The organism is Streptomyces sp. NPDC002055 (assembly GCF_040296705.1).
Classification (GTDB): Bacteria; Actinomycetota; Actinomycetes; order Streptomycetales; family Streptomycetaceae; genus Streptomyces.
The window spans coordinates 49004-70451 of sequence record NZ_JBEOXS010000018.1; the positions used below are offsets into that span (position 1 = coordinate 49004).

Genomic DNA, 21448 nt, shown 5'->3' on the forward strand with positions numbered 1-21448 from the left:
GGGCGCGGCCGGCCGGGTACGGCGTCGGCCGTACCCGCGAGTACCGGCGGCGGGGGTTCCGCTCGTTCCCGCTCTTGCGATGATCGGGCGGTGACCCCATCACCCGATGCCCACGCGCACACCCACAGCCACGGTCCCGCCGTGCCCGTCTCCCGGCACCTCCGCAAGGTCATCGCGGCGGTGCTGATCCCGTTCGCCGCGGCCGTGGTGGCGGGGCTGGTCGTCCTGTGGCCGGGCGGTGTGCCGGACCACAAACCCTCCGGGGTCGGCTTCGACCGGAAGACCGAGTCGGGCCGGGTCCTCACCGTCACGACGGTGAGCTGTGCCGCCGCGGGCGGCGGGTCCCAGCAGCCGCCCGCCTCCGGTGGGCCGGAGCAGCAGCCCCCACCGGGGCAGGGCGGTGCGGGCCGGGACGGCGGCTCGTGCAAGAAGGCGACCGTGGAGATCACCTCCGGCAAGGACAAGGGCCGGAAGTTCGACGAGATCGTCCAGCCGGACGCGCCACGCCAGTTGGACGCCGGGCAGGGGGTCGTCGTGGCGTACGCCCCGGACGCACCGCGGGAGTTGCAGTACTCGGTCACCGACGCCGACCGGACGGTCCCGATGGCGCTGCTCGCGGGCATCTTCGCGATCGCGGTGGTGGCCGTCGGCCGGCTGCGGGGCCTGTTCGCCCTGATCGCGCTCGCGGTGAGCTTCGCGGTGCTGTCCCTGTTCATCCTGCCGGCGATCCTGCAAGGCTCGAATCCGCTGGTGGTGGCGGTGGTGGGGAGCAGCGCCATCATGCTGATCGCGCTCTACATGTGCCACGGCGTCAGCGCCCGGACGTCCGTGGCGGTGCTGGGCACGCTGATCTCGCTGCTGCTGATCGGCCTGCTGGGCTCGCTGTTCATCGGCTGGGCGCGGCTGACCGGCAACACCTCGGACGAGACGGGGCTGATCCACGGCCTGTTCCCGGGCATCGATCTGAGCGGTCTGCTGCTGGCCGGGGTGGTCATCGGTTCGCTGGGCGTGCTCGACGACGTGACGGTGACGCAGACCTCGGCGGTGTGGGAGCTGAAGCAGGCGGATCCGTCGATGTCGGCGCGCCGGCTCTACCGGGCGGGTCTGCGCATCGGCCGGGACCACATCGCGTCGGTGGTCAACACCCTGGTGCTGGCCTACGCGGGCGCGGCGCTGCCGCTGCTCCTGCTGTTCTCGGTCGCGCAGAGCAGTGTGGGGACGGTCGCGAACAGCGAGATCGTCGCAGAGGAGATCGTGCGGACGCTGGTGGGCAGCATCGGTCTGGTGGCGTCGGTGCCGGTGACCACGGTCCTGGCCGCGCTGGTCGTCTCGGCGGACCGCCCCGCGGCCGCGGAGGCGGACGGGGCGGTTCCGGAGCGGACGGGGCGGGGCCGCCGCCGCAAGCGCTGACGATCCGGGGGCGGGCGACTCAGCCGGCGTTCCGCTCGGTGGCGAGGATGTCCTCCAGGGCCGCCTCCAGGCCGCCTTCGAGATCGGCGCACCACGGCTCGCGGCCCAGCGGGACCAGCCGTTCGGTGCGGTCGAGGAAGGCGATCAGCGGTGCGGCACCGACGCGGAACGCCGCTCCGTCCTCCCCGACCTGAAGCCGGATCAGCACATCGGTGCTGAAACCCGGCAGTTGGGGACGGATGTGCACATCTCCGTCACCGACCGGCGCGACGAGGCCGTCGTGCAGCAGCTCCCTGGCGAAGGCCCAGGTCACGGGGGCGTCCCCGGGGAGGTGGAAGGTGAGCCGGACGGCGTACGGATCCGCCACCTCGTACCGCAGCTCCACCGGAATACGGAACGACAGCTCCTCGGAGACGAGGAAGCTCATCATCAGCTCTGCCTGGATCGCGTCGCGCATGCGGGACATCGTCCATCACCGCCCCGAAAGATCACAAGGAGTGAGTTTTCAGATACTGATAGTGAGCGCCCAGGTGGTGAGGAGCTCCCCGATCCCGGACCGGAGCTCCTCGACGACCGGCCGGAGCCGTTCCGCCTGGTCCGACGGGAGCGAGAGAGCCATGGTGGCCGCCGCCGAACCGGCGGTGATCGGCAGCGCGGCGCAGACCGCACCGAGGGCGTACTCCTGCCGTTCGACGACCGGTTGCCGCGGGCGCACCGCGGCCAGCCGCTCCGCCAGGGCGCGTTGGTCACGCACGGTGTACGGGGTGATCGCCCGGACCGGATGGCGGGAGAGGTGGTCGCGCCGGGCGTCCTCGTCGAGCTGGGAGAGCAGGCACTGCCCGATCGCGTGGGCGTGCCCGGTCTCCCGGAAGTCCGCCCACTCCTCGACCGCCGGGGCCTGGGGACTGTCGGCCACCGCCACCACGTCGATCTCGCCCTCGCGGTAGACGGCGAAGTAGACCGGGACCCCGAGCCGGCGGCTCAGGGTCCGCACCGCGTCCGTGACGCCGGCCCGGCCGCGCTGCCGCTCACCGCTGGTGCCGAGGCTCGCGGCGGCCTCACCGTAGACGAACACCCCCTGCTCACGGCGGAGATAGCCCTCGTGGGTCAGGGTGCGCAGCAGGTGGTAGGCGGTGGGCAGCGGCAGCCCGACCTCGCGCGCGAGCTGTTTCGCCGGGGCCCCGTCGCGGTGGTTCCCGACCGCCTCGAGGAGGCGCAGCGCGCGCTGCACGGACCCGATCAGTGTCGGAGGGGAGGCCCCGTCCGCGGAAGCCCCGTCCGTGTGCACCGTAGCCAATGACACCCCCAGCGTCGGCCGTCGGCACTGTAACCGGAGGGCGGCGGCGACAGGAGGGATTCCTTCCGGCTGTCGCCCGGCTGGGCTAGGGCCTGCCGTCCGGCCCACCGGCCGGATCCGGCGGGACCTGGGGTCCGGCGTCCGGGGTCCAGGGTCTGGCGTCCGGACGGGCCCTGGGCCCGGGCCGCCCCCGGAGGGACGCCCGCGTCACGCGTCGCCGCGGGAGGAGGTGGAGGAGGTGAACTTCCGCACCACGTACACGAGCCCGGCGACGAGCGCGACGAACACCAGGATCTTGAAGAGCAGATGGATGACGACGCCGAGCACCGTCCCGATCAGCCCGCCGAAGACGACGAGCGCCAGCACCGGCACCGCGACCCACTTCACCCACCACGGCATGCCCCTGAAGGTCTCCTTGACTCCCATGACCGTCCCGCTTCCACTCGTCGTCCCGGTCGTCCGGGTTGCTTTCGATGCTAGGCGGGCGGGGCGCCCGGCGGACGGCCCGCGCCCCCCGTCCGTCCCGGAGCGGCCCCCTACGGGTCCGGGCGGCTCGGGTCAGCTCTCCGGCGGAGAGAAGACGACCATGACCCGCAGGTCCTCGCTGATGTGGTGGAACTTGTGGGGCACTCCGGCGGGCACGTACACCACGCTGCCCCGGGCCACCTGGGTGGTCTCAAGCCCCACGGTGATCGAGGCCCGGCCGCTGACCACGAAGTAGACCTCGTCCTGCCGGTGCGGGCTCTGGGGATCGGTGGTGCCGGCGTCCAGCGCGTAGAGCCCGACCGACATGTTCCTTTCGCGAAGGAACTGTAGGTATGCCCCGTCGTTGGCGGCCCGCTCCGCCTCCAGTTCTTCCAGCCGGAAGGCCTTCACCACTCCACCCCTTTAGCTTCAGGTTCTCTCTGCGACGATCCCACCATGAAGAACTTCGTAGTCAAGACGCTCGCCAACGCGGGTGCCCTGGCTGTGGCCATCTGGCTGCTCCAGGGCATCACCCTGCCCGGCACCGGCACGGGCCGCCAAGCACTCACCCTGATACTCGTCGCCCTGCTCTTCGGGCTGGTGAACTTCGTCGTCAAGCCGGTCGTCAAGTTGCTGTCGATCCCGCTGTTCATCCTCACGCTGGGGCTGATCATCCTGGTGATCAACGCCCTGATGCTGCTGCTCACCTCCTGGCTTGCGGGCGAGCTCGGCCTCACCTTCCATGTGGACACCTTCTGGACCGCGGTCGTCGGCGGCCTGATCGTCTCGATCGTCTCCTGGGCGCTGCACCTGGTCCTGCCCGACGACGACTGATCACCCATGACCGGAACAGCAGGGAGAGAGCCCATGACCGGTGACGGAACCCGCGCGGTGCGGGCCGGCCTGCCCGAGCCCGTGCCGTACGAGCCGAGCCTGCCGGGACCGGTGTTCGCCGCCCACTACCACCTGCCGGGCGACCCCGTCGGCCCGTACACCTACGGCCGCGACGAGAACCCGACCTGGACCGGGCTGGAGCGGGCGATCGGCGAGCTGGAGGCCCCGGGAGAGGAGGTCACGACGGTCGCCTTCCCCTCCGGGATGGGCGCCGTCTCCGCGGTCCTCCTCTCCCAGCTGCGGTCCGGGGACGCCGTGGTGCTGCCGGACGACGGCTACCAGGCACTGCCGCTGGTCCGGGAGCGCCTGGAGGCGTACGGCGTCGAGGTGCGCACCGCGCCCACCGCCGGGGACGCCCAGCTCGCGCTGCTCGACGGCGCGAAGCTGCTGTGGCTGGAGACACCGTCCAACCCCGGGCTGGAGGTGTGCGACATCCGCCGCCTGGCGGACGCCGCGCACGCGGCCGGGGCCCTGGTCGCGGTGGACAACACCCTGGCCACCCCGCTCGGCCAGCGGCCGCTGGACCTCGGCGCGGACTTCTCGGTCGCCAGCGGCACCAAGGCGCTGACCGGGCACGGCGATGTGCTGCTCGGCTACGTCACCTGCCGCGATCCGGAGCGTGCCGCGGAGGTGAGGCGGTGGCGCAGGACCGCGGGGGCGATCCTCGGTCCGATGGAGGCCTGGCTGGCGCACCGTTCGCTGGCCACGCTGCACCTGCGCGTGGACCGGCAGGCCGCGACCGCCCTGGTGCTCGCCGAGGCGCTGCGCGGCCGGCCCGAGGTGACCGGGCTGCGCCACCCCGGTCTGCCCGGCGACCCGTCCCACGCGGTCGCGGTCCGGCAGATGCGCGGCGGCCGGTTCGGCTGTGTGGTGTCCTTCGTGCTGGCGGACCGGGCCCGGGCCGAACGGTTCCTGGCCGCGCTGTCGCTGGTGGACGACGCGACCAGCTTCGGTGGCGTGCGGTCCACCGCGGAGCGGCGCGGCCGGTGGGGCGGCGACGCGGTGCCAGAGGGCTTCATCCGCTTCTCGGTCGGCGCCGAGGACCCCGAGGACCTGGTGGCGGATGTGCTGCGGGCGCTGGATGCGTCCGCGGAGGCGGCGACTCCGTAACCGACCCGAGCGCCGCGGCCGGTGAACCGGCGACGGACGGCTCGAGCCTCCCCCCTCGTGGCTCGAGCCGTCCCGGTTCAATGAACAACGAACCGCGGATTCCAGGCTAGTTGACTCTGCGTCAGTGTCCAATCACCGTAGCGACACAGGCCTATCGGCATTCTTATAGTTGACGGACTGTCCGCGTCGGCGAACGGAGGGTCGGCATGGACCTGACCTTGCTCCGTACCTTCGTGACCGTGCACCGGGCGGGGTCGTTCACCCGCGCCGCCGCCCTGCTCGGTCTCTCCCAGCCCGCCGTCACCGGCCAGATACGCGCCCTGGAACGGCAGCTCGGCCGCCCCCTCTTCCTCCGCCGGGCCCGTGGCGTCACCCCCACCGGCGTCGGCGACGAGCTGGCCCACCGGGTGGCTCCGCACCTCGACGCCCTGGTGGAGATCACCGGGGCCGACGGCCCGGCCCGGCACACCCTCCACCTCGCGGGCCCGCCCGAGTTCACCGCGCTGCGGGTGCTGCCCGCCCTGATGCCGCTGCTCGCCCAGGGGCCGGCGCTCCGGACGGTCTTCGGCGGCGCGGAGGAGACCCTCGACGGACTCGCCTGTGGACATCACGATCTGGCCATCTCCACCGCCCGCCCCCGCGGCGGTCTGCTGACCGCGACTCCGCTCTGCGACGAGGAGCACGTCCTGGTGGCCGCGCCCCGCTGGGCGGCCCGGATCGGTGCCTACGGCGGTGTCCAGGCGCGGGGGTTACCGGCGCTGGAACAGCTCCCGGTGGTCGAGGTGCACGAGAGCCTGCCGCTGGTCTCCCGCTACTGGGCGGCCGTCTTCGACGCGAAGCCCGCCGCCCCGGGCACCGTGATCGCCCCCGATCTGCGCGCGGTGCTGACCTGTGTGGCGGCCGGGGCCGGGATGGCCGTGCTCCCCCGCTACCTCTGCGAGGACGCGCTGGACACCGGGGAGGTCGTCGCGCTGCTCGACCCGCCGGTGCCACCGCTGCGCACCTACTTCCTGGCCGTGCGGACCGGCACCCTCGGGCTGCCGCACATCGCCCGGGCGCACGACTGGCTGTTGCGCGCCGCGGTGGACTGGTGACCGTCGGACAGACACCGCCTGCCCCGGTGGGAAGGGCCGCCTCCGCAAACGTTTCGGAGGGCCCCGGCCGGGCGACATCTCTCCCATGACCGAACGACCCGTGGTCAAGCGAACCGCCCGCGCCATCCTGCTCGACGGTGACGAGATGCTGCTGATCAAGCGGACCAAGCCCGGGTGTCCGCCCTACTGGATCACCCCGGGCGGCGGGGTCGAACCGGAGGACGCCACCGTCGTCGACGCCCTCCACCGCGAGGTGGACGAGGAGCTCGGCGCCAAGGTCACCGACGTCGTCCCGGTCTTCGTCGACACCGTCGAGCACATCACCGACGGCGGGGTGACCGGAGTGAAGGTGCAGCACTTCTTCGTCTGCCGGCTCGAATCGCTGGACCTCTCCCGGCGGCACGGGCCCGAGGTCGAGGAGCCGTGCGGGGAGTACGCGGTGGAGCGCATCCCGTTCAGCCGGGTGGGCATCGCCTCGGTCGAGGTCGTCCCGCTGTCGCTGCGCCACTACCTGGACGGCAACATCGAGGGTGTGCGCGCGATGCACGCCCCCGACCTGGGCTGATACGACGGCAGCCGCGCCGGGGGAGGTGCCCCGGACGGCCGTCCGCTCAGCGGAACCAGCCGCCGTACGGGGCCGGCCGGCTCCCCGCGTCCCGGCGGCGGGCCTCCGCGAGGGCCTGTTCGGCGACCCGGCGCCAGCCCGCGGCCCCCTCGCCGGCCCACGGCGGCCCGTCCGCGCCCTCCCGGGGCGGCCGGGTGTACGGCGGACGACTGCCGGCCCCGGCGGCCGCGCCGAAGAAATCCCCGCCCTTGCGCTTGACGTCGTCGGTCCCCCATGCCTGCGCACGGTCCTGCGCCGGGACCTTCCGCAGGTGCGGGATGTGCTTGGCGCAGTGGATGTACGCCTCCTCGACGGTGACCTCGACCCAGACCCGGGCCCGGCGGCCGGGCACCGGGTCGACCGGCAGCTCCGGACGGTCGGCCCGCATCTCCGCGTCGGGGACGATCCTCGCCCGGCCGTTGATGTGCAGCCCGATCCGGTCCCGGAGGAAGTCGATCAGCATGATGCCGAGGTGCGGATTCTCCTCGATGTTGCCCAGGCTGGCGTGCACACCGTTGCCCCGGTACTCGGGGTAGACCAGCGTCCGGTCGTCCAGGACCTGGAGGAAGCCGGGCGGCCCGGCCCGGAACGAGCTGTCGCACTCGCCGTGCCGGTCCGCGGTGGCCAGGAAGAACATCTCCTGGCGGCCGACGAAATCGCGCATCCGGTCGTTCAGCCGGTCGAGCACCTGCTCCCGGTAGAACCGGTCGGCGCGGGCGGTCGTCCCCAGCGCCCGCTGCACCGCGTGCTCGCCGTCGCTGCCGGGGCGCTCGGCGGGGCCGGGCGACGGCACGGGAGGCTCGGTGGCGGACGGCGCCGCACCGGGATCCGTCTCCACGTCCGCGTCCATCAGGCGCCCGCCGCCACCAGCTCTTCGAGGGAGTCGTGCCGGATGCGGTGCGAGGGGATGCCGATGCCGGTGAGCGCGTCGATACCGCTGCGGATCATGCCGGGCGGGCCGGAGAGGTACGCGTCGTAGGCGTTCCAGGGGCCGTACTGCCGGACGGCGTCGGGCAGCGGGCCGCTGAGGCCGTTGGTCGGGCCGTGCGAGACGACCGGCCGCACCGCCAGCCAGGAGTGCGACTTCTCCAGCCGCAGCAGGGTGTCCATGTCGTAGAGGTCGTGGTCGCTGCGGGCGCCGTAGAAGACCTCGACGGGGCGCTTGCGGCCGTGCTCGGCGACGTCCTCCACCAGCGCCTTGATCGGGGCGATGCCGGTGCCGCCGCCCAGGCAGAGGAGTCCGTTGTCGGTGCTGTGGTCGACGGTCATGGACCCGGCGGGCGGGCCGAGGCGGATGGTGTCGCCCGGACGGGCCCGGTGCACCAGGGCGTTGGACACCCAGCCCGCCGGGACCGCCTTCACATGGAAGGAGAGCAGCCCGTCGGAGCGCGGCGCGGAGGAGAAGGAGTAGTGCCGCCAGACGCGCGGCCACCACGGGGTCTCCAGCGACGTGTACTGGCCGGCCCGGAACGGGTAGGGCTGGTCGGGCCGCACGGTGACCACCGCGATGTCGGGGGTGCGCAGATCGTGGGCGACCACCTCCGCGTCCCACCAGGCGGGGGCCGTGCGCTCGTTCTCGGCCGCCGCGTCGATCATGATCTGGGAGATCGCGGTGTAGGCGCGCACCCAGGCGGCCTGGGTCTCGGCGCTCCAGCTCTCCGGGGCGTGGCGGGCGAGCGCGCCGAGCAGGGCCTCGCCGACCGCCGGGTAGTGCTCGGGCTGCGTGCCGTACTTCCGGTGGCCGCGGCCGAGATGGGAGAGGTACTCGCTGAGCGTGGCCGAGTCGTCCACGTGCCGGGCCGCCGTCAGCAGGGCCTTGAACAGGCGGTCGCGCTGGGTGTCCATGGAGGCGGGGAACAGCGCCCGCAGATCGGGGTGCTGGACGAAGAGCATCGCGTAGAAGTACGAGGTGACCTTGTCCGCGATGGGCTCGATCTCCGCCATGGTGCGCTGGATGAGGATCGCGTCCGGTGAGGCGGTACCGGCTTCGGCGGCCGGGCGGGGCCGGTCGGCGGGGGGCGCCTCGCGGGACGCCTCGGCCGCGGGGCCGGCGGTGCTTGCGGGGCTCGCAGTGCTTGCGGGGCCTGTGGTGGCTGCGGGGCCCATGGTGCTTGCGGGGCCTGCGGCGGCGGGGGCGGCGGACGAGGTGCCGCCCGCCGGGCCCGCCGGGGGCTGCGGCGTGGCCGGGTGCGCGGGGTGCTGGGGCTGCTCAGGCTGGTGCTGCTGGTGCTGGGGCTCCTGCCGGGGCGGGGCGGCCGGAGACGACGCTGTCGCGGCGGGGGTCTGAGGAGCAGGCGCCCGAGGAGCAGGCGCCTGAGGAACGGACGGCGCGGGCTGGGCAGGCGGCGCGGAGGCGAACGGCGGCTGCGGCCGGTCGGCGTGCGGGGGCTGCGGGGCCTGCGGCCGGCCGGCGTACTGCTGGGGCGAGGTGGCGCGCGGGGGCTGCGGGGCGGCCTGCTGAGGGAACGTCTGCTGCGGTGCGGCCTGTTGCGGGGCGGCCTGCTGCGGCTGAGGGCGGCCCGCCGCGGCGGCGTCCCCGGGGCGGGGCGCTGCCGCGCGCTGCTCCTGAGGGCGGTGCTCTTCGGAGTAGCGCTCTTCGGGGTAGCGCTCTGCGGGACGGTGCGGGTCGGTGGCGGCGGCCGCGCCCTGGCCGGTCCGGCGCATGAAGGAGGGGACCAGTTGCTCCTCCTCGGCGGGAGCGGGCTCGGGCGCCCGGTAGCCGGGGGCCGCGTAGCCGTCGGTGTGGTCCGGCGCGGGACGCTCGGGCGTGCCGTACCCGGGGGCCGCCGGCTGCGGGCCGGTTCCGGGACGTACGCCCTGGCCGGGGCCGTGGTCGGCGGGCCGCTGGTGCTCGGGGGCGCCGCCGTAGGCGTTCGGCGGGGCGGCGGGGCCGGGCCGGGGGGTGTCGTCGTACTGCTCGGCCGGGCCGCTGTCCTGGCCGCGGCCGCCCACCGGGCGGATCGGGCTCACCGGACGGCTGGGTATCCGGTCGGCCTGTTCCCGGTCCTCGTGTTCGGGTTCCGTTGTCCGCTTCCTGCTCGGCCCAGGAGTGAACCAACCCCAGTCCCCACCGTTTCCGCCAGAGCCGCCGTTATCGGCTGACGTAGTGGTCGGAGCATCCATGGTCTGCCTCGCCTCGAACGTCTTTCGGTCAGTCTTCGCACATCCAAAGGTTGGAATGTGCCCGCAATTGATCGCTCTCGATCAAAATCCTTTACGGCTCTTACCAGTGCCGACGAGTCAACACAAAGCGGACGAAAGCCGCCTGGTGTGACATTGGCCGCAGTTCCCTTCCGTGCAGCGTGCCACTTCCCATGACCTCGCCGGACAAATAGCCGGAAGTCCGGGTAACGAAGGCCGCATTCCCGCTAGGCTGCCATGTCACTCTCGACGTGACGCCAGCGAGTCGTGGCTGAACTGGAGTCGACCATACCGGGCGCGGATGAAACCACAAGTCCCGATCTCGATCACTTCCGGAAACCCCCCGATTTCCGTGATCTCGCCCACAATGCCGAGAATTCCCTAGGCAACTCGTCAGTAATGAATTACCGGCGGTTACGCACCAGTTCGTAAGCCTCTCGGAGATCGCGTCCGGTGTATGCCCGGGACGCGAGGTCCGTCAGGTGGTGGTCCGCGTTCACCGCGACCGACGTCGGTACCGCCGCGAAGAGCTCCGCGTCCGACATCGAGTCGCCGTAGGCCACGCAGTCCGCGCGCGCCACCCCGAACCGCACGCACAGCTCGTCGGCGATCCGGACCTTCGCCGCGGGGGAGAGGATGCCCGCGGGGTCGACCGGCTCGCGGAACGGCACCGCCGGGAAGCGCGATCCGTACGCCGCGTGCACCCCCCAGTCCAGCAGCCGCTCCACGAAGAAGCCGGGCGACAGGGAGATCACCGCGCAGTGGTCGCCGCTGTCCCGGATGCCCGCCCAGACCTCACGGATGCCGTCCAGCCACGGTGCGCCGTCGAACGCCGCCGCCACATGGGCCTCGGTGAGGTCGGACCAGAGGTCGCGGACCCGCTCCGCGAACGCGGGCGGCTCGATCCGCCGCGTCGCGAAGGCCCGTTCGAGCTCGGCGATCTCCTCGGTGAGACCGAGCTGCCGGGAGATCTCCACCGGCGCCGCCGAGCCGTGTATCAGGGTGCCGTCCAGGTCGAAGAGGTGCAGAGTCGCCATCCCGCGAGGGTAGGCGTACTCGCCCGCGCGCAGCGGCGGATACTCCCGCTGCGGGATGCGCCCCGGCCCGGCCGCGGCGACCGTGGAGGCATGCATCTGACCCGCCCCGCCCGCCGGGCCGCCCTCGTCGTCCATGTCTGTGTCGGTGTCGGCTGGCTCGGCCTGACGGTCGGTCTGCTCACCCTCGGCATCGCCGCCGCGGTCACCGAATCCGCCGTCACCGCCGAGGCCGCCTACCGTGCGATGAAGATCTTCGGAGACTGGCTGGTCGCCCCGCTCAGCGTGCTCTCCCTGCTCAGCGGGGTGGTGCTGGCCCTGGGCACGCCCTGGGGGCTGGTCCGGCACCGCTGGGTGCTGACCAAGTTCTGGCTCACCCTCGCCGCGACCGGCGTCTCGGTCGTCGTCCTCCGCTCGCGGATCGACCACGCGGCGGCGGCCGTCGACTCCGGCGGGCCGGTGGGGGCGGCCGCCACCGATCTGGTGGTCGCCCCGGCGGTGGCCACGGCCCTCTACGTGTTCCTCACCGCGGTCTCGGTCCTGAAGCCCTGGGGCCTCACCCGGCACGGCCGCCGGGTCCGGGAGACCGCGCGTCCCGCCGGCGGCGCCGACCGGTCCGGACTGCGGGCGGGCACCGCGTCGGACGGCCCGGCGCCCTGAGGCCGCTGTCGGACCGCCCGGCGCGCCGGCTGACGACAAGGCGTCAGCCCGCGTGCAGGAGCCGTCCCCGGGGGGCAGCTGTCACGAGTGAGCCGCCGGTGTCAGGAGTGCCCCCGCCGGTGTCACGAGTGAGCCGCCGGCGCCTGAAGCTCCTCGGCCGCCCGGCCACCGGCCACGATCCGGCCGCCGCCGCGGCCCGTCCGGCGCTCCAGGGCACCGGAGAGCACGGCCAGCCCGAGCGCGGACGCCGCGAGCGCCGCGCCCACCAGGTTGGGCGCGGTGGGGCCGAAGCCCTGGGCGAGGACGATCCCGCCGAGCCAAGCGGCCAGCGCGTTGCCGAGGTTGAAAGCGCCGATGTTGACCGCCGACGCCAGGGTGGGCGCCCCAGCGGTCTGGTCGAGCACCCGCTTCTGCAGCGGCGGCACGGTCGCGAAGCCCAGCGCTCCGATCAGCGGCAGGGTCACGGCGGCAGCCACCTTGTCGTACGCGGTGAGGGCGAACAGCCCGAGCACCAGGGCCAGCGCGGCCAGGGACACGTACAGCATCGGCATCAGGGCCCGGTCGGCGAACTTCCCGCCGACGAGGTTGCCCCCGACCATGCCCAGGCCGAAGAGAACCAGCAGCCAGGTGACGGAGGAGTCCGCGAAGCCCGCCGCCCCGGTCATCATCGGCGCGATGTAGGTGATGGCGGCGAAGACCCCGCCGAAGCCCAGGACGGTCATCGCCATCGCGAGCAGCACCTGGACGTTGCGGAAGGCGGCCAGCTCGCCGCGGAGCCGGGCCCCCTCCGGCCGCGGCTGCGCCGGGACCAGCGCCGCGACACCGGCCAGGCCGACCACGCCGAGCGCCGCGACCAGGGTGAACGTGACCCGCCAGCCCAGGCCCTGCCCGATGAAGGTGCCCGCCGGGACACCCACCACATTGGCCACCGTCAGGCCGGTGAACATCAGCGCGATGGCCCCGGCCCGCTTCTGCGGGGCGACCAGGTCGGCCGCGACCACCGCGCCGATGCCGAAGAAGGCGCCGTGCGCCAGGGAGGCCAGGACGCGCCCCGCGAGCATCACGCCGAAGACGGGCGCGACCGCGGAGAGCAGGTTGCCCGCGACGAACACCCCCATCAGCAGCATCAGCATCCGCTTGCGGGGGATCCGGGTGCCCAGCGCGGCGAGCAGCGGGGCCCCGATGACGACCCCGAGGGCGTAGCCGGTGGTGAGGTGGCCGGCCGTCGGAATGGAGACGTGGAAGTCGGCCGCGACCTCGGGGAGCAGCCCCATGATCACGAATTCGGTGGTGCCGATGCCGAAGGCGCCGATGGCCAGCGCCAGAAGAGCGAGAGGCATGAGTGCGCCTTCCCTGTGTACGTGCGTGCGCTCCTTACGGGCGCCGACAATAGTTGCAGACGCTGGCTATTTTCAAGCGAGACATTTGCAGGCGCCGTATATTTCGGTGGTGGCCTATCCTGGGGTCCGGACGGAACGGCCGTGCGCCGTGGGACGAGCCGAGGAGGACATCGGATGTCCGAGCCGAACACCGGGGAGCGCTACCTCGCGCAGGGCTGGTGCGCCCTCACGCTGCTGCACGGCAGGATCGAGGCCCATATCGAGCGGGCCCTGCAGACCGGGCACGAGCTGAGCGTCCGCGAGTTCTCCGTGCTGAACGTCCTCAGCGGGCAGCACCGGGGCGAGGGCGGGCACCTGCGGATGAACCGGCTCGCGGACGCGGTCGTCCTCAGCCAGAGCGCCACCACCCGGCTGGTCAACCGGCTCGAGGACCGCGGCCTGCTGTCCCGCTACCTCTGCCCCACCGACCGCCGGGGCATCTACACCGAGGTCACCGAGACCGGCCGTGACCTGCTGGAACGCGCCCGCCCGACCCACGACGCGGCGCTCCGGGAAGCACTGGACGAGGCCTCCGGGGTGCCGGAGCTGGCTCCGCTGGTCGCCGCGGTGGAGGCCATCGGCCCGACGGCCCCGGTCGTCGCGGTCTGAAAGCCCCCGCTCCCGGGACGCGACGTGTCTAGGGTGCGGTCATGAGTGATCTTGAGATCCGCCCGGCCACGCCGCAGGACATCCCCGCCGTCGTCGCGATGCTGGCCGACGACCCGCTCGGCGCGCAGCGCGAGTCACCCGACGACCCGGCGCCGTACCTGCGCGCCCTGGAACGCCTGACGGCCGACCCGAACCAGCATCTGGTGGTGGCCGAACGCGCGGGCCGGGTCGTGGGGACGCTCCAGCTCACCGTGATACCCGGGCTCTCCCGTCGCGGCACCACCCGCTCCGTCATCGAGGGCGTGCGCATCCACGCGGACGAGCGGGGCGGCGGCCTGGGCACGCTGCTGATCGAGTGGGCGGTGGCCGAATCGCGCCGCCAGGACTGCGGGCTGGTGCAGCTGACCTCCGACGCCACCCGCACCGACGCCCACCGCTTCTACGAGCGGCTCGGCTTCACCGGCTCGCACATCGGCTTCAAACTCCAGCTCTGACGCCGGCCGCGGAGACCGACGGCACCGGCCGGCGGTCTCCGCGGCGGGCTCGCCTCCGTGGACGTCGGCCACTCCCACGGCGGCGACCGCTACGGCAAGGGCCGCCAGCCCTGCGGGTCGACCCCGCCCGGCACCGGGGCCGCGGGGTCGTACGGCTGCCGGGTGAACACGAAGGACCTCAGGTCGAGATGGCTCACCGAGCCGTCGTCGGACCGCACCGCGCGGAGCGTCTCGCCCGCGTGATAGCCGTCCAGGCCGGTCCACGTCCCGTCCTTCGCGGCCCGGAAACGGGAGGCCCGGCCGGCGCCGCCGAGCGGCGTGAGCTCCAGGGCGCGGCCGGCGGCGAGGCGCAGCGTGTACGGCGTCGGCCCCCAGTACCAGGGCCCGGTCAGCGCCAGCAGCTCCGGATCGGCCTCCGGGAGCGGCTTCCAGGGGGCGGGGACGACGGGCTCGCGCTCGGCCACGATCCGGACGAGTTCCGCGGCGACGGCGGCGACCGCCGGCCCCGCGGTCACATTGGCCATGACCACGGCGGCCAGCCGGTCCTCCGCGCTCGTCCACAGCGTGGCGAGGAAGCCGGGCAGGGAGCCGGTGTGTCCGGCCAGCGTCCGGCCGTCCCGGCGGACGAGCTGGAGGCCGAGACCGTAGCCCGCGTCCCAGCTGTCGCTCCCGGGTGCCGCGGCCGGGGTGCGCATCTCGGCGAGGGTCTCCGGTGCGAGCACCCGCGCGTCGCCCGCGGTGAGGAAGGCGCCCCAGCGGCCGAGGTCGGCGGCCGTGGACCAGAGCTGACCGGCGGGTTCCATCAGGCCCAGGTCCTGGGCGGGTTCGGGGAGCAGCACATCCGCCCACGGGTGCACCGCCCAGCCGTCGGCGTACGGGGCCGCGGGCCGCGTCGTCGTCCGGTCCATCCCGAGCGGTTCCAGCACCTCGCGCCGCAGCACGGTCTCCCACGGTTCGCCGCGCAGCTGCCCGACGAGGGAACCGAGCAGGGTGTAGCCGGGGTTGGAGTAGTGGTGCACCCGGCCGGGCGGGTGCCGGAACGGTTCCTCGCCGAGGACGTCGGGAAGCGCGCGGCGCAGCTCGCCCGGAGTCCGCTCCCACCAGGGGCCGGGGGTCTCGGCGGCCAGGCCGCCGGTGTGGGCGAGCAGCTGGGCGATCGTCACCTCCCCGGCTCCGGTCGCCGGCAGGTGCTTGTCGAGCGGGTCGGCGAGATCGAGCAGCCCCTCGTCCCGCAGGCGCAGCACCAGGACGGCGGTGAAGGTCTTGGTGATCGAGCCCGTCCGGTACTGGGTGTCGCCGTCCGGCTCCCGCCCCGCCACCGCGCCGCGGCCCCCGGTCCACACCGTACGGCCGTCCCGCACCACCGCCCCGACCAGCGACGGGGAACGGCCCTGGGCCTGCGCGGTGGCGATCCGGTGGTGCAGGGCCCGCCGGGTGTCGGGCAGCAGATTCTCGAACGGGTCAGTCATGGGGACCACTTCTACCGGTGCGCGGGACACGGCGCACGCTTCCGCCGCCCCCGCGGGGCGCACGGCGGGGCAGCGGGTCGCCCGGGCGGGCCGTATCGCTGGGCACCGGGGTCACTCGGGCGCGTCGTACCGGCAGGCCGCATCGCGGGGCAGCGGGGTCGCTCGGGCGCGTCGTATCGCGGAGGACCGGGGCCCACTGCCGGGACGGGTCGCGCGACCGGGGGCGCCCATCCGGCCCTCCCGGCCGGCCGGAACCGTACGACCGCAGCGGGCGCTCACCCCCACCTCACCCCTCGCCGCCGTCGGGCCCGCGGAGCGCCTTCACCATCACCCGCTCACGGGTGACGCCGTCGGACAGCAGCGCACCGGGCTCGGCCGTGGTGACGAACCCGTTGCGCCGGTACAGGGCGACAGCGGGCTCGTTGCCCGGGATCACCGCGAGCCGCAGCACCCCGGCCCCCGACTGCCGGGCCCAGGTCTCGACCGCCTCGATCAGCCGGTCCCCGACACCATGGCCCCGTGCCTCCGGGCCGACCCACACCGACCTCAGCTCGCACCCGCCCCTGCCGTCGGGAATGCCGCGCGCGACCCCGACGGCCCGGCCATCCAGCAGCGCGACGACACGGTGGGCGCCGGGCATCTCCAGCCGTGCCCGCCACTGCTCCTCCCCGCCCCGGTCCCAGTCGGCGAGCCGGGCGGTGAACGCCTCCGGCGCCTCGGCCAGGGCGGCGAGCCGGACCTCCCGCCACAGCGGCCAGTCGTCCGCCGTGAGGACCCGCAGGGGCACCACCATGCCGACGAGTCTGCCGCGCGCCCCCGGAGCCGTCCATGGCGCTCCGCGGCTTGCAGGATCCCCACCGATGGGAGGTGCCGGACGATCCGCCGCAGGCGGCTTGCCGGTGCCGGCCGAGTACATCACGCTGAGCCCCGAGCACGAGGACTGCCGGCGAGCCCGGTCACGCACCGATGAGTTTCCCGCGCCGCTGGTCCCTACGCCGGACACCCACGGACGGAAGGCTGGGCCATGCGGAAACTGATCTACGGCATGAACCTGACCCTGGACGGCTACATCGCCGCGGCCGGCGACGACATCGGCTGGGGCGGACCGCCGAGCGACGAGCTGTTCCAGTGGTGGCTCGACCACGAGCAGGCGAGTGGCCTGTCGCTGTACGGGCGCAAGCTGTGGGAGACGATGAGCTCCTACTGGCCGACCGGCGACCAGCAGCCGGGCGCCACCCCGGCGGAGATCGAGTTCGCGCGGAACTGGCGGGACACGCCGAAGGTGGTGTTCTCCTCCACGATCGAGGAGGTCGACTGGAACACCCGCCTGGTCACCGGCGACGCGATCGCCGAGATCACCCGGCTCAAGGCCGAGGACGGCGGCCCGATGAACATCGGCGGCGCAACGCTCGCCGGTGCGGCCATGCGCGCCGGGCTGATCGACGAGTACATGATCGCCGCCCATCCGGTCCTGGTGGGCGGCGGCACACCGTTCTTCACCGCGCTGGACGGCTGGATGAACCTGAACCTGGTGGAGACGCGGACGTTTCCCGGCGGCGTGGTCCTGACCAGGTACGAGACGAGGCGCTGAGCAGCAGCACCCACGCACTGGTCTCACGGTGATGTCGTCCATGACATCGGTACGACACGGTCCGTGAGATGACGACATCAGCCGCGAGACCCTGCACGTCCGCTCCGTCAGGTCTGAGCCATGTCCACGAACCGGGAGTAGTGGCCCTGGAAGGCCACGGTGATCGTCGCGGTCGGACCGTTACGGTGCTTCGCCACGATCAGGTCCGCCTCGCCCGCCCGCGGTGACTCCTTCTCGTAGGCGTCCTCGCGGTGCAGCAGGATGACCATGTCGGCGTCCTGCTCGATGGAGCCCGACTCACGCAGGTCCGACACCATCGGCTTCTTGTCCGTCCGCTGCTCCGGACCACGGTTCAGCTGCGACAGCGCGATGACCGGGACTTCGAGCTCCTTGGCCAGCAGCTTCAGGTTCCGGGACATGTCCGAGACCTCCTGCTGACGGCTCTCGGGGCGCCGCGCGCCGCCGGACTGCATCAGCTGGAGGTAGTCGATGACGACCAGTTGCAGGTCATTGCGCTGCTTGAGCCGTCGGCACTTGGCCCGGATCTCCATCATCGACAGGTTGGGCGAGTCGTCGATGTAGAGCGGGGCGCCGGAGACGTCCGGCATCCGGCGGGCCAGCCGGGTCCAGTCCTCGTCGGTCATGCTGCCCGACCGCATGTGGTGCAGGGCGACCCGGGCCTCGGCGGACAGCAGTCGCATCGCGATCTCGTTGCGCCCCATCTCCAGGGAGAAGATCACGCTCGGCATGTTGGCCTTGATGGAACAGGCCCGGGCGAAGTCCAGCGCCAGGGTGGACTTACCCATCGCGGGACGGGCCGCGATGACGATCATCTGGCCAGGGTGCAGTCCGTTGGTGAGCGAGTCCAGATCCGTGAAGCCGGTCGGGACGCCCGACATCTGGCCGCTGCGCGAGCCGATGGCCTCGATCTCGTCGAGGGCGCCCTCCATGATGTCGCCGAGCGGGAGGTAGTCCTCGCTGGTCCGCTGCTCGGTGACGGCGTAGATCTCGGACTGGGCGTTGTTGACGATCTCGTCCACGTCGCCGTCGGCCGCGTATCCCATCTGGGTGATCCGGGTGCCCGCCTCGACCAGCCGCCGCAGCACCGCCCGCTCGTGGACGATCTCGGCGTAGTACTCCGCGTTCGCCGCCGTCGGCACCGACTGCACCAGGGTGTGCAGATAGGACGCGCCGCCGACCTTGGTGATCTCGCCGCGCTTCGTCAGCTCCGCGGCGACCGTGATCGGGTCGGCGGGCTCGCCCTTGGCGTAGAGGTCGAGGATCGCCTGGTAGACGGTCTCGTGCGCCGGGCGGTAGAAGTCGTTGCCCTTGAGGACCTCCACCACGTCGGCGATGGCGTCCTTGGAGAGCAGCATGCCGCCGAGCACGGACTGCTCGGCGTCCAGATCCTGCGGGGGCACGCGCTCGAAGCCGGAGCCGCCCGACCAGTCGTCCTGGCCGCGGTCGTGCCGCTCGGTCCGCGCCCGGTCGCCACCGCGGGGGGACCGGGAGGCCGGCAGGCGATCACTGGGACCCATGTCCGCCGCCCAGGCATCTTCCATCTCCTGTTGGCTCACCCCGGCACCTCCCTCCGACCGCGACGCGCGCCCTTCCGGGCACGGCGCATTCCCCGATGCCGTCCTCGTCCTTCATACGGCACCGCGCTGACACATGAGGCGCCCGACTCCCGGTCCGACGCGTCGAGTTCGCTGGGGTTTCGGGGCCGGAACAGGCGGCGGGCGCCGCACCACGGTAGGGCCGACGGCACCGCCAGCCAAGACGGTTATCCACAGGCCATGTGGATGGTCGGGCCCAACCTGTGGAGAAGCGCGCCAAACCTGTGCACAGCGCGGGGGAAAGCGCTGTGGACAAACACACAATCACCCCAACCCCGCCGCCCTGACCTGCACTTTTACCATCCACCGGCTGTGCAGAAGAAAAACTTTCGCGAGGGGTTCAAGATCGCGACAAACGGCGCAGAGGAGATCGCCCCTCCGAGTGCCCAGTAAGGGACCTAGGACCCTTGCACCTCTTACCTGTGGAAGATTACGGTGGGCCGCATGAATCAGGCCCCCGCGACCGCGCAGCGCAGCAGACGCCACGATCGCGAGATCGTGGCGCTCGCCCTCCCCGCCTTCGGCGCACTCGTCGCGGAGCCGCTCTTCCTCATGGTCGACAGTGCGATCGTCGGCCACCTCGGCACCCCACAGCTGGCCGGGCTCGGCATCTCCGGCGGCCTGCTGCTGACCGCGGTCAACGTCTTCGTCTTCCTCGCCTACGCCACCACCGCCGCGGTCGCCCGCCGGGTCGGCGCGGGAGACCTTCCGGCCGCGATCCGGCAGGGCATGGACGGCATCTGGCTCGCCCTGCTGCTCGGTGCCGCCGTGGCCGCGGCGACGCTGGTGGCCGCTCCGGCACTGGTCGGGCTCTTCGGTGCCTCCGACACGGCCACCCCGTATGCCGTGACCTATCTGCGGATCAGCGCCCTCGGCATACCGGCCATGCTCGTCGTACTGGCCGCCACCGGCGTGCTGCGGGGGCTCCAGGACACCCGGACCCCGCTCAAGGTCGCGATCGGCGGCTTCGCCGCCAACGCCGCCCTCAACGCGGCCCTCGTCTACGGCGCCGGTCTCGGCATCGCCGGCTCCGCCTGGGGCACCGTCCTCGCCCAGTGCGGCATGGCGGCGGCCTACCTCGTCGTCGTGGTGCGCGGAGCGCGCAGGCACGGTGCCTCCCTGCGCCCCGACGCCGCCGGCATCCGGGCCTGCGCCCAGGCAGGGACACCCCTGCTGATCCGCACGCTGTCGCTGCGCGCGGTCCTGCTGATCGCCACAGCGGTGGCGGCCCGGCTCGGCGACGCCGAGATCGCCGCCCACCAGATCATCGTGTCGCTCTGGTCGCTGCTGGCCTTCGCCCTGGACGCCATCGCCATCGCCGGGCAGGCCATCATCGGCCGCTACCTGGGAGCCGAGGACGTGGCCGGCGCCAAGGCGGCCTGCCGGCGGATGGTGCAGTGGGGCATCGCCTCCGGGGTGGTGCTGGGCCTGCTGGTGGTGATCGCCCGGCCGCTGATCCTCCCGATGTTCACCGGTGATCCGGCGGTGCACGAACTCCTGCTCCCCGCCCTGCTGGTCGTCGCGCTCACCCAGCCGGTCTCGGGGGTGGTCTTCGTCCTGGACGGCGTGCTGATGGGTGCCGGCGACGGTCCGTACCTGGCCTGGGCCATGATCGCGACACTCGCCGTGTTCGCCCCGGTGGCGCTCGCCGTACCGCACCTCGGAGGCGGCCTCACCGCCCTGTGGTGGGTGATGGCCCTGATGATGTCGATCCGGCTGGTCACGCTCGCGGCCAGGACACGGTCCGGGCGCTGGATCGTCACCGGCGCGACCCGCTGACTCGGGGTCCGTCCGACACGAGGTCCGGGCGACACCGGGTCCGTCCGAAACGGGGCCCGTCCAACACCGGGTCCGGGCGGAACGGTGCGCCGTCAGGGCGGCCCCCGTAACGCCGACAGGACTCCGCCGGCCCGAACCGGGGCTCCGCACCGCGGATACGGCACCCGCGCCACCGGGGCCGGCTACCCGTCCGCGGGCACAGCCCCTCATTCCCTGTCCGGGACACCACCTCTGGCCTCCGGGACAACCTCGTCACCCCGAACACGGCGAACTCGTCACCCCGAACGCGGCAAAGGGGCCGCACCTCGTCCGGTGCGGCCCCTTCGACACGATGTGCCGAGCACAGCGATCAGGCGGCGACGACCTCGATGCCGACCTTCGCGGAGACCTCGGCGTGCAGACGCACGGACACCTGGTGCGCGCCCAGGGTCTTGATCGGCGTGCCGAGCTCGACGCGGCGCTTGTCCACGTCCGGACCACCGGCAGCCTTGATCGCCGAGGCGATGTCGGCCGGGGTGACGGAGCCGAAGAGACGGCCGGCCTCACCCGAGCGGGTGGCCAGGCGGACCTTCACGCCCTCGAGCTGAGCCTTGACCTCGTTGGCCTGCTCGATCGTGGCGATCTCGCGGATCTTGCGACCGCGACGGATCTGCTCGACGTCCTTCTCGCCACCCTTGGTCCAGCGGATCGCGAAACCGCGCGGGACCAGGTAGTTGCGAGCGTAGCCGTCCTTGACGTCCACGACGTCGCCGGCGGTGCCGAGGCCGGAGACCTCGTGCGTGAGGATGATCTTCATGATTCG

22 protein-coding genes are annotated in these 21448 nt (G+C 72.9%); 10 read left to right on the forward strand and 12 right to left on the reverse strand.

All coding sequences use genetic code 11. The features are described 5' to 3' along the window. Nucleotides 1-90 precede the first annotated feature (90 nt). Nucleotides 91-1410, forward strand: coding sequence for a YibE/F family protein (locus ABT112_RS13735; RefSeq protein WP_351509010.1), 1320 nt, complete (start codon nucleotides 91-93; stop codon nucleotides 1408-1410). Nucleotides 1411-1429: 19 nt separating this feature from the next. Here ABT112_RS13735 and ABT112_RS13740 read toward each other — a convergent pair whose 3' ends face one another. From ABT112_RS13740 to ABT112_RS13755, 4 genes are all read right to left on the reverse strand, one after another. Further along, nucleotides 1430-1867, reverse strand: coding sequence for an SsgA family sporulation/cell division regulator (locus ABT112_RS13740; protein WP_351509011.1), 438 nt, complete (start codon nucleotides 1865-1867; stop codon nucleotides 1430-1432). Nucleotides 1868-1915: 48 nt separating this feature from the next. Next, on the reverse strand, nucleotides 1916-2641 hold the full coding sequence (locus ABT112_RS13745; protein WP_351509015.1) for an IclR family transcriptional regulator: 726 nt from the start codon (nucleotides 2639-2641) through the stop codon (nucleotides 1916-1918). Nucleotides 2642-2914: 273 nt separating this feature from the next. Then, entirely contained in the window at nucleotides 2915-3133 is a 219-nt protein-coding gene (locus tag ABT112_RS13750) for a DUF5326 family protein (protein ID WP_351509018.1), read from the reverse strand. Nucleotides 3134-3265: 132 nt separating this feature from the next. Then, the gene (locus ABT112_RS13755; protein ID WP_351509145.1) at nucleotides 3266-3583 is read right to left on the reverse strand and encodes a cupin domain-containing protein; all 318 of its coding nucleotides are present in this window, start codon (nucleotides 3581-3583) and stop codon (nucleotides 3266-3268) included. Nucleotides 3584-3628: 45 nt separating this feature from the next. Here ABT112_RS13755 and ABT112_RS13760 point away from each other — a divergent pair, with 45 nt between their 5' ends. From ABT112_RS13760 to ABT112_RS13775, 4 genes are all read left to right on the forward strand, one after another. Further along, nucleotides 3629-4006 carry a phage holin family protein gene (locus tag ABT112_RS13760; protein WP_351509020.1) on the forward strand — a complete coding sequence of 126 codons (378 nt, stop codon included), beginning with the start codon at nucleotides 3629-3631 and terminating at the stop codon, nucleotides 4004-4006. Between the two features lie 33 nt (nucleotides 4007-4039). Continuing rightward, the gene (locus ABT112_RS13765; RefSeq protein ID WP_351509022.1) at nucleotides 4040-5176 is read left to right on the forward strand and encodes a cystathionine gamma-lyase; all 1137 of its coding nucleotides are present in this window, start codon (nucleotides 4040-4042) and stop codon (nucleotides 5174-5176) included. 206 nt (nucleotides 5177-5382) lie between these two features. Continuing rightward, entirely contained in the window at nucleotides 5383-6270 is an 888-nt protein-coding gene (locus ABT112_RS13770; protein ID WP_351509024.1) for a LysR family transcriptional regulator, read from the forward strand. Between the two features lie 85 nt (nucleotides 6271-6355). Next, nucleotides 6356-6835 carry an NUDIX domain-containing protein gene (locus ABT112_RS13775; protein WP_351509026.1) on the forward strand — a complete coding sequence of 160 codons (480 nt, stop codon included), beginning with the start codon at nucleotides 6356-6358 and terminating at the stop codon, nucleotides 6833-6835. A 46-nt stretch (nucleotides 6836-6881) separates the two neighbouring features. Here ABT112_RS13775 and ABT112_RS13780 read toward each other — a convergent pair whose 3' ends face one another. The 3 genes from ABT112_RS13780 to ABT112_RS13790 all read right to left on the reverse strand — a co-directional run bounded on the left by ABT112_RS13780 (nucleotide 6882) and on the right by ABT112_RS13790 (nucleotide 11052). Further along, nucleotides 6882-7724 (reverse strand): pyridoxamine 5'-phosphate oxidase family protein, encoded by an 843-nt coding sequence (locus tag ABT112_RS13780; protein ID WP_502975333.1) that lies wholly within the window; start codon nucleotides 7722-7724, stop codon nucleotides 6882-6884. Continuing rightward, nucleotides 7724-9844: a globin domain-containing protein gene (locus ABT112_RS13785; protein WP_351509028.1), complete on the reverse strand. Its 2121-nt coding sequence runs from the start codon at nucleotides 9842-9844 to the stop codon at nucleotides 7724-7726. Before ABT112_RS13785 ends, ABT112_RS13780 begins: the two co-directional genes overlap by 1 nt. A 575-nt stretch (nucleotides 9845-10419) precedes the next feature. Continuing rightward, nucleotides 10420-11052: an HAD family hydrolase gene (locus ABT112_RS13790; RefSeq protein WP_351509148.1), complete on the reverse strand. Its 633-nt coding sequence runs from the start codon at nucleotides 11050-11052 to the stop codon at nucleotides 10420-10422. A gap of 90 nt (nucleotides 11053-11142) precedes the next feature. Here ABT112_RS13790 and ABT112_RS13795 point away from each other — a divergent pair, with 90 nt between their 5' ends. Next, a complete protein-coding gene (locus tag ABT112_RS13795; RefSeq protein ID WP_351509030.1) occupies nucleotides 11143-11709 on the forward strand; it encodes a DUF2269 domain-containing protein in 567 nt (188 codons plus the stop codon). Between the two features lie 122 nt (nucleotides 11710-11831). Here the strand turns inward: ABT112_RS13795 and ABT112_RS13800 are convergent, their stop codons facing one another. After that, the gene (locus tag ABT112_RS13800; RefSeq protein WP_351509032.1) at nucleotides 11832-13049 is read right to left on the reverse strand and encodes an MFS transporter; all 1218 of its coding nucleotides are present in this window, start codon (nucleotides 13047-13049) and stop codon (nucleotides 11832-11834) included. A gap of 174 nt (nucleotides 13050-13223) precedes the next feature. Between ABT112_RS13800 and ABT112_RS13805 the strand changes: the two genes are divergently transcribed. Together ABT112_RS13805 and ABT112_RS13810 are read left to right on the forward strand one after the other, a co-directional pair. Next, the gene (locus tag ABT112_RS13805) at nucleotides 13224-13697 is read left to right on the forward strand and encodes a MarR family winged helix-turn-helix transcriptional regulator (RefSeq protein WP_351509033.1); all 474 of its coding nucleotides are present in this window, start codon (nucleotides 13224-13226) and stop codon (nucleotides 13695-13697) included. 41 nt (nucleotides 13698-13738) lie between these two features. After that, entirely contained in the window at nucleotides 13739-14191 is a 453-nt protein-coding gene (locus ABT112_RS13810; protein WP_351509035.1) for a GNAT family N-acetyltransferase, read from the forward strand. An 89-nt stretch (nucleotides 14192-14280) separates the two neighbouring features. Here the strand turns inward: ABT112_RS13810 and ABT112_RS13815 are convergent, their stop codons facing one another. Both ABT112_RS13815 and ABT112_RS13820 read right to left on the reverse strand, forming a co-directional pair. After that, nucleotides 14281-15660, reverse strand: a complete 1380-nt coding sequence (locus ABT112_RS13815) for a serine hydrolase domain-containing protein (RefSeq protein ID WP_351509036.1) — start codon at nucleotides 15658-15660, stop codon at nucleotides 14281-14283. Between the two features lie 286 nt (nucleotides 15661-15946). Next, nucleotides 15947-16450, reverse strand: coding sequence for a GNAT family N-acetyltransferase (locus ABT112_RS13820; RefSeq protein ID WP_351509150.1), 504 nt, complete (start codon nucleotides 16448-16450; stop codon nucleotides 15947-15949). A 234-nt stretch (nucleotides 16451-16684) separates the two neighbouring features. Between ABT112_RS13820 and ABT112_RS13825 the strand changes: the two genes are divergently transcribed. After that, the gene (locus tag ABT112_RS13825) at nucleotides 16685-17251 is read left to right on the forward strand and encodes a dihydrofolate reductase family protein (protein WP_351509038.1); all 567 of its coding nucleotides are present in this window, start codon (nucleotides 16685-16687) and stop codon (nucleotides 17249-17251) included. A gap of 107 nt (nucleotides 17252-17358) precedes the next feature. Here ABT112_RS13825 and dnaB read toward each other — a convergent pair whose 3' ends face one another. Further along, nucleotides 17359-18813, reverse strand: a complete 1455-nt coding sequence (dnaB, locus tag ABT112_RS13830; RefSeq protein WP_351509151.1) for a replicative DNA helicase — start codon at nucleotides 18811-18813, stop codon at nucleotides 17359-17361. Between the two features lie 498 nt (nucleotides 18814-19311). Here dnaB and ABT112_RS13835 point away from each other — a divergent pair, with 498 nt between their 5' ends. Beyond that, complete coding sequence (locus ABT112_RS13835) at nucleotides 19312-20646, forward strand: MATE family efflux transporter (RefSeq protein WP_351509040.1); 1335 nt, start codon at nucleotides 19312-19314, stop codon at nucleotides 20644-20646. A 349-nt stretch (nucleotides 20647-20995) separates the two neighbouring features. Here the strand turns inward: ABT112_RS13835 and rplI are convergent, their stop codons facing one another. After that, nucleotides 20996-21442 carry a 50S ribosomal protein L9 gene (gene rplI, locus ABT112_RS13840; protein ID WP_351509041.1) on the reverse strand — a complete coding sequence of 149 codons (447 nt, stop codon included), beginning with the start codon at nucleotides 21440-21442 and terminating at the stop codon, nucleotides 20996-20998. Nucleotides 21443-21448 lie beyond the last annotated feature (6 nt).

Coding starts and splice junctions, on each gene's coding strand:
- ABT112_RS13815 (WP_351509036.1), bottom strand. CDS start 15,660: ATGACTGACCCGTTCGAGAATCTGCTGCCCGACACCCGGCGGGCCCTG.
- ABT112_RS13740 (WP_351509011.1), bottom strand. CDS start 1,867: ATGCGCGACGCGATCCAGGCAGAGCTGATGATGAGCTTCCTCGTCTCC.
- dnaB (WP_351509151.1), bottom strand. CDS start 18,813: ATGGAAGATGCCTGGGCGGCGGACATGGGTCCCAGTGATCGCCTGCCG.
- ABT112_RS13810 (WP_351509035.1), top strand. CDS start 13,739: ATGAGTGATCTTGAGATCCGCCCGGCCACGCCGCAGGACATCCCCGCC.
- ABT112_RS13800 (WP_351509032.1), bottom strand. CDS start 13,049: ATGCCTCTCGCTCTTCTGGCGCTGGCCATCGGCGCCTTCGGCATCGGC.
- ABT112_RS13835 (WP_351509040.1), top strand. CDS start 19,312: ATGAATCAGGCCCCCGCGACCGCGCAGCGCAGCAGACGCCACGATCGC.
- ABT112_RS13775 (WP_351509026.1), top strand. CDS start 6,356: ATGACCGAACGACCCGTGGTCAAGCGAACCGCCCGCGCCATCCTGCTC.
- ABT112_RS13750 (WP_351509018.1), bottom strand. CDS start 3,133: ATGGGAGTCAAGGAGACCTTCAGGGGCATGCCGTGGTGGGTGAAGTGG.
- rplI (WP_351509041.1), bottom strand. CDS start 21,442: ATGAAGATCATCCTCACGCACGAGGTCTCCGGCCTCGGCACCGCCGGC.
- ABT112_RS13825 (WP_351509038.1), top strand. CDS start 16,685: ATGCGGAAACTGATCTACGGCATGAACCTGACCCTGGACGGCTACATC.
- ABT112_RS13760 (WP_351509020.1), top strand. CDS start 3,629: ATGAAGAACTTCGTAGTCAAGACGCTCGCCAACGCGGGTGCCCTGGCT.
- ABT112_RS13795 (WP_351509030.1), top strand. CDS start 11,143: ATGCATCTGACCCGCCCCGCCCGCCGGGCCGCCCTCGTCGTCCATGTC.
- ABT112_RS13770 (WP_351509024.1), top strand. CDS start 5,383: ATGGACCTGACCTTGCTCCGTACCTTCGTGACCGTGCACCGGGCGGGG.
- ABT112_RS13765 (WP_351509022.1), top strand. CDS start 4,040: ATGACCGGTGACGGAACCCGCGCGGTGCGGGCCGGCCTGCCCGAGCCC.
- ABT112_RS13805 (WP_351509033.1), top strand. CDS start 13,224: ATGTCCGAGCCGAACACCGGGGAGCGCTACCTCGCGCAGGGCTGGTGC.
- ABT112_RS13780 (WP_502975333.1), bottom strand. CDS start 7,724: ATGGACGCGGACGTGGAGACGGATCCCGGTGCGGCGCCGTCCGCCACC.
- ABT112_RS13790 (WP_351509148.1), bottom strand. CDS start 11,052: ATGGCGACTCTGCACCTCTTCGACCTGGACGGCACCCTGATACACGGC.